This window comes from Globicatella sanguinis NBRC 15551 (assembly GCF_001552295.1).
GTDB lineage: Bacteria > Bacillota > Bacilli > Lactobacillales > Aerococcaceae > Globicatella > Globicatella sanguinis.
Genome location: NZ_BCQX01000127.1, coordinates 1 through 6,433 on the forward strand (window position 1 = coordinate 1; position 6,433 = coordinate 6,433).

Annotated in this window: 5 protein-coding genes; all 5 read right to left on the reverse strand. The window is 36.9% G+C overall.

The genetic code is table 11. The features are described 5' to 3' along the window. Positions 1-104 precede the first annotated feature (104 nt). Positions 105-3,275: an LPXTG cell wall anchor domain-containing protein gene (locus tag GSA01S_RS08920; protein WP_066126769.1), complete on the reverse strand. Its 3,171-nt coding sequence runs from the start codon at positions 3,273-3,275 to the stop codon at positions 105-107. A 253-nt stretch (positions 3,276-3,528) separates the two neighbouring features. Continuing rightward, positions 3,529-3,942, reverse strand: coding sequence for a DUF3021 family protein (locus GSA01S_RS08925; protein ID WP_066126772.1), 414 nt, complete (start codon positions 3,940-3,942; stop codon positions 3,529-3,531). Positions 3,943-3,954: 12 nt separating this feature from the next. Continuing rightward, positions 3,955-4,410 carry a LytTR family DNA-binding domain-containing protein gene (locus GSA01S_RS08930; RefSeq protein WP_066126774.1) on the reverse strand — a complete coding sequence of 152 codons (456 nt, stop codon included), beginning with the start codon at positions 4,408-4,410 and terminating at the stop codon, positions 3,955-3,957. A 127-nt stretch (positions 4,411-4,537) separates the two neighbouring features. Beyond that, positions 4,538-5,383, reverse strand: coding sequence for an ABC transporter permease (locus GSA01S_RS08935; RefSeq protein ID WP_066126775.1), 846 nt, complete (start codon positions 5,381-5,383; stop codon positions 4,538-4,540). A gap of 1 nt (position 5,384) precedes the next feature. Continuing rightward, a complete protein-coding gene (locus GSA01S_RS08940) occupies positions 5,385-6,248 on the reverse strand; it encodes an ABC transporter ATP-binding protein (protein ID WP_066126777.1) in 864 nt (287 codons plus the stop codon). Between the last annotated feature and the right edge of the window lie 185 nt (positions 6,249-6,433).

Sequence of the window (6,433 nt, forward strand, 5' to 3'; positions counted from 1 at the left end):
GTCATCAATCGTTGCTTCAATTTCGTTCAGGTTGATAATTTTTATCTGGTTATGAAAAAAGTTTGAAGAAGCGAATTTAATCGCTGTCTTCAAACTTATTTCGGTTATTCATCTCGATTCGAATTATTTTTCTTACCAAAAATAACTAAACCACCTAATGCTAGTAACCCAATAGCCAACATCACCCCTAATACGCTTCGTTTTTCACCGGTATTCGGTATTGTTTTTTGTACTGTTTTCGTTTTATCCACCGTTAATGTTTGTTGCTGAGTGGTGGTGGTTGCTTGTGTAGTGGTTGCTTCTGTCGTTGTGGTTACTTTATCCCCATAAACTAATGCATATAATCCTAATTGTTGCGTCGTAAAATTAACGCGTTGATTATGAACTGTATGATTAATCGAGGTTAGTTGCTGACCGTTAATACGTAATAATTGAATTTGTGAATTGATTGGTCGTGTTGGTAATTTTACTTGCACAGTTTTTGTAAAGCTTACCGGTTGACCATTTTGATCTACGGCTTTAATATTATAAAAATCAGCCTCTTTATTAGATAATGATTGTGGTATATTTTGACTGACACGTTCAACTACAATTTTCGCTACTTTATTCGCATCATCTGGATGAACCCAAACTTCAACATTGGTCGTGGAATCAACAAATTGTTTTAACGCCTGTTCTGACGCAATTGTCGTTTGTTCAACCGTCGTAGTTGGCGCTGCTTCTGTTGTAGTTGGCACTTCCGTTGTCGTTGGTGCCTCTGTTGTCGTCGGCGATTCTGTTGTCGTCGGTGCCTCCGTTGTTGTCGGTGCCTCCGTTGTCGTCGGTGCTTCCGTGGTTGTCGGCGCTTCTGTAGTTGTTTCAACAATTGTTGCCGTAATTTCAACTACTTTTGTTTGACCCGCTTCAACCACAATGGTTCCTTCTGCTTGATTAAATGTATAATCTGGCGATTCTGATAAAGTATAACCTACTTCTCCCGGAGCCAATTCAGAGACTTGAACTTGTCCTTCTTCATCTGTCGTAAATTCTTGATTATTGATTTTTACCGTAATCCCTTTGACCGGATTATTATTTTCGTCACGAATGATAAATTGAACGCTACCTTCTTTTGTTTCTTCGACTACAATTGTATCAGAAAATTCAATTCCTTCAGTTATTTCTGCTAATTTTTCTTCTTCTGATAAGGTGACATTGGCTGGTCCTTCGACAGCTGCATAATGATAATTACCTAAATCTAAATTATCAAAATATACTTGTCCGTTATCATCGGATATCGCATTTAATCCACCGAATTTAACATTAACATTAGCCACCGGTTCATTATCTTGATTAACGACCGTTATTGTTGCTGTTCCTTTTGTCACTTCACGTTCTAACACCACTGTTTCATCGACAGCAGCATCTGCTGACACCGTTAAACTACCTTCATAACTTTCATTAAATTTCTCTGGTAAATTAGTCACTTGATAAACTTGATCCGCGATAGCAACTTTATCAAAAGTAACGACACCATTCTCATCTGTTGTTGCAGTTTGTTCATCTATAGTCACAGTAATGTTGGGAACGGCTTGTCCTAATTGATCGACGAAGGTCATTTTAACAACTTGGGTTTTAGGCGCTGTTTGTACCGCTAAATTGACCGTCACCCCTTCTGTTGTTACTTCATATGACCCTTCTAAAGCCTCACTTTGATACCCTTCTGGTAAGGCAGTGACTTGATATTGATAAGTACCTAATGCTTGGTCTTCTAATAAAATTTGACCCGCATCATCTGTAATGACTTCCGCTTCTCCATTAATTAAAATCGAAACTCCTGGTACCGGTGCTTGATTTTCATCGACTACTTGAATGACGGCCTTTCCTACTTGGGGAACGGCTTGAACTTGTATTGGTACTTCAACCGTCTCATCAGCATTCGCTAATGTAAAACTACCCGATGGATTTTCTAAAGTATACTCATTTGGCAATTCCGCAATGGTGTAATGATACTCACTTAAGTCTAAACCTGATACTGTCACACTTCCATCTTCTGTAGTATAAATAAGCTGATCTTGGAATTGAATCCCAACATTTGATAAAGCTTTCCCATCTTGATCGGTAACGACAAATTTAACATTTCCTGTCTGAGCCACTGTTGTTAACGTCATCGTCATCGTGGCATCTCCAACTGAAGGGTCAATTACTAAAGAACCAGCTGTTTCTCCAGTATAATTATTGGGAATGCTACTTAAATCAAATTGATACTCCCCAGCTGGTAAATCAGCAAAGACCGCTTGGCCTTGTTCATCAGTAACGACTTCTACACCTTCCATCAATACTCCAACATTGGGAATTGGTGTTCCATTTTCGTCAACGATACTGATAATGGCTGAAGCAGTGGTTGAAACCGTATTAACAGTTAAGGTAAGTTGAGATTCGGTATTTTCCTCAACCATTATTTCTTGATTTAATTCACCTTGGTAACCTTCAGGTAATCCAACAATCGCTAGTGTATAAGCACCTGGCGTCAGATCACTGATTCGAGCTTGCCCGTTTTCATCGGTTGTTAGGGCATGACCAGATAAATCAAAATTGACATTTGGCACCGCAGTACCATTTTCATCCACTACTGTTAATGAAACTGCACCATTTAAGACCGGTGCTTCTGTTTCTTCGACTGACGATTCGGTTTCTTCAACTGACGCTTCGCTTGAGGTCTCAGTCATGTCTTGACCTGGTGTATCATTATTTTGCGCTGTTTGAGGATCTGCAATATAAAAATTTAATGCTGCATGATACTGTTGACTACTCTCATCTAAAAGTTCAGCAGTAGCTTTCACCTCAAAAGGAACATCATAAACGACACTGCCATCCCCTAAAGTATTTTCATAACCTGGCGTATGCGTCTTTCTCACTGACTTCCCATTTGCTTGTTCTTCCGCGGTAGGTTCCGCTATCGATTGCTCTAACTCATCGGCTACAATCGCACCTGATTGACTAATATTATCCCAATAATAGAGACGCAGTATATATTGCCCTTCGGGTAAATTAAGTTCGCCACCTGTTACTTCGCCATTACGATATGAGTAAACAACTTCATTGGTTTGAACATTAATAATGTCATAACTAACATCGGTTTTGTCTTGAGCCGTATTATCCGGCAAATTTAATTTGACTCCTACTTGATATTGTACGGAGTTACTTGAATCTTGAGCACTAATCATTGGTACTGAAATTTGACTTAAAACTAAAAGTGATGATAATAATAAATGTTTAAATTGACGCCCCATTTTCATAATAATTCCTCCTTATTCTCTCACATAAAATTATATCATAATCTTATTATGAAAGGCTTAAAATCACTTATTTGTCAAACATTTTACAAAATTAGAAAGACATCTTCACCAAATATTCATGAATGAAAAAAGAATGGGTCGAAGTAGAATTTTAGGTGATTTTCTACTGTAAACCCACTGGTATTTTTTGTTCAAAATCATTATTTTTCACAGGGCCGAACTACTTTTGCGTGAATTTGATCCACAGACCCACTTACTCTTTATTCAGCTTTTGACGTCGTTCACGTAAGGCTTGATTAATTTGTTTAGCATTTAAATAGTTATTAAATAAAACACCTAACCAAATAAAGATATAAATGAGGATAAAATTAAGAATTCCTATCCCGGATAATAACATTTCCATCAGATTATTAATATAAGCAAAGAGACTATAAATGACAATTGTGTAAACAAAATGGATGGCTAAACTTTTAATGAAAGCAAAATCTTCAAATGGCTCACCCTCAAAAAAGTAATTGCCGCAACCATATAACCCACTCGTAATTAAAATGCTAAAAAAATAAGTTTGATCTAATTGAATTTTAAAATCATTTAGCCAAAAAATAATAAGAAAAACTAAGGAACCCGTACGCATCCCAGCTAAAAAATATTTCGCCCATTGTTTCATACAGTTTCCTCCTTATAAACCTAAACATTCCATTAACACTTTAACATATTTTCGACTCACACTGGTTTTATATCCATTCGTCAACTTCGCCATCATATTACCTGAAAATGAATTCGATAACGAATGCAAATGATCGAGATTTAGAATAGCATGTTTTGAAACTTGTATAAAATGTGCTCGGTTAAGTCGCTGTTCAAATCGTTTTAATGTTTCGGTAGTTTGATAAACACCATCAACGCTATAAATCATCAAAGTATTTTGTTGAATATCTGCCATTATTATTTGATCGATTTTTATCATTAATATTTGGTCATCACTTTTTATCGGAATCGTCGAAACTTGTAACTGGCCAAAACGGTCTAAATAATCACTAATGGCTTTGGCTTCATCGGTTAAACTTTCGGCTTGAATGGTCACCAAGGGATGACTCGCTGATATTTGATTATTGACTTTAAATTCTTTTCTCATCCCTTATCCTCCATTCGATGGTAGTCTTCTTTGACAATCGTTCCTCTATTCTTTGGCTCTAAAATGTCCGACTATCATCTCACAATAAGCTAATACTCATCAGCTTCCTATCATTAGCACCTTTTAATTAGCGCTTTTTCTTTTGTGCCCACAACACACACCCTAGTATAATTGCGGCAACGACTATCATTACCACCACTATAAAATAGGTCGTTTGAAGAGTCAATAGTTCACCCCATTTGATTTTTACCCCCATTATTTCAATGACTCGATTGCGAGCAAAGAAAATAATTTGCTCCAGCTCCTCATTCATTAAGACTTGTCTAAATAAGGATGCAATATAAAGTTGGGGGGTGGCTTTCATCAAAGTTTGAGTAAAATTGGGCATGATACCAATCGGCATGTACGCCCCGATTAAAAACCCCGAAGCGGTTCCAATAATGGTCTCGATACTCCCTAATGAACTGGAGGTTTTAACGAAACTAATGATAATCATATTCAAAATTGAAGACAAACTGGCACTCAATAAAATAATAAGCAACAACTGAGGTAGAATGTTCCATCGCATCACCATACCATCGACAATGATAAAATAAGCTAACATAATGATTAAGACTAATACTTGCATCAAGATGCCCACCAAAATGGCACTTAATAAATAACTTAGTTGAAGCTTCCAATAACCCAGTGGCGCCATTAATAAATCATTACGGACGCCTTGTTCGAAATCGCGAGTCATTTGAGATAAATTGGATAAGGTTGTAGTCATCCCTGCAATGGTTAAGGAACTGGCAATGACCCAAAAATTTAATACCATGCGGCTGTCCGGAATTTGTGAAAAAGAGGCCTCTAAATTACTTCTCAAAAAAATAAGATAGAGGCCAAATGAAATAATAGCACCTAATAACGAAAGCAAGACATGTGATAGATTTCTAAAATATAAGAGTAAATTTCGACGTATTAAGTGTCTCATCCTAACGCATCTCCTTTCCAGTTAAAGCCATAAAGGCATCATTCATGGTTCCTAATGAAAATTCAAAATCAGTAATGAGAGCTGCTACTTGTTTTAAAATTTCCATTGCTTGTTGAGAACTATCGATTCTGATAATTAATACATTGTCTTCTTTTACCACTTCCAATGAGCCACTTACGAATTGGCATACTGACTCTGCATCTGCCGTATATAATTTTAACACATGCTTTGAATGTTGCTTGATGATGTCTTTAGCCGAGTTGGCTGCTAGTATTTTTCCTTGGTCGATGATAAATACTTGATCGGCATCGTGGGTTTCATCCAAATAATGAGTGGTTAAAACCATCGTCATCCCGGTTTCTTGACGTATTTGATCCATAAGTTCCCAAATAGTCGTTCGTGTTTGAATATCAAGTCCAGTCGTCGGTTCATCTAAAAATAAAATTTCCGGTCGATTTAGCAAAGCTCTCACGATATCAACTCGTCGCTTTTGTCCACCTGATAGGGTCCCATATCGTTGGTTTTCAAATGATTGCATCCCTAATGAATGGATTAATTGATCAATATTGGCGACTTCATTTGCTGGATATTGCCCCGCTCTAATGACAAGATTTTCACGAACGGTTAAGACATCATCTAATACACTTTGTTGAAAGACCACACCCACCCGAACATTTTGTGGATAATGAACCTTGCCTGCTGTCGGTTCTAATAACCCTAATAACATTTGAATCGTCGTGGATTTACCTGCACCATTGGGACCTAAAAATGCCACAAACGAACCTCGTTCAATCGAAAAATCTACATTGTTAACCGCAATTTTATCGCCAAATGTTTTGGTTAAATTGATAGCTTCTAAAATCATCTGCATTCACTCCTTTGCCCATACTATACTTAAAATGTATAAAAAAAGGGTGAATTTTTGATAAGTGGTTAAATTTCATGGTTAAGTGGTAAAAGAGACAGTAAAAATAAGCTCTATCCTTCATATAAGCATCTGCTGAGAACGAAAAACAAATGTTACAAGAATAAGTTAAAGACCATAAAAAA

Bases quoted from the DNA above. Each gene is read 5' to 3' on its own strand.
- GSA01S_RS08920 (WP_066126769.1), bottom strand. From the start codon at position 3,275: ATGAAAATGGGGCGTCAATTTAAACATTTATTATTATCATCACTTTTA.
- GSA01S_RS08925 (WP_066126772.1), bottom strand. From the start codon at position 3,942: ATGAAACAATGGGCGAAATATTTTTTAGCTGGGATGCGTACGGGTTCC.
- GSA01S_RS08930 (WP_066126774.1), bottom strand. From the start codon at position 4,410: ATGAGAAAAGAATTTAAAGTCAATAATCAAATATCAGCGAGTCATCCC.
- GSA01S_RS08935 (WP_066126775.1), bottom strand. From the start codon at position 5,383: ATGAGACACTTAATACGTCGAAATTTACTCTTATATTTTAGAAATCTA.
- GSA01S_RS08940 (WP_066126777.1), bottom strand. From the start codon at position 6,248: ATGATTTTAGAAGCTATCAATTTAACCAAAACATTTGGCGATAAAATT.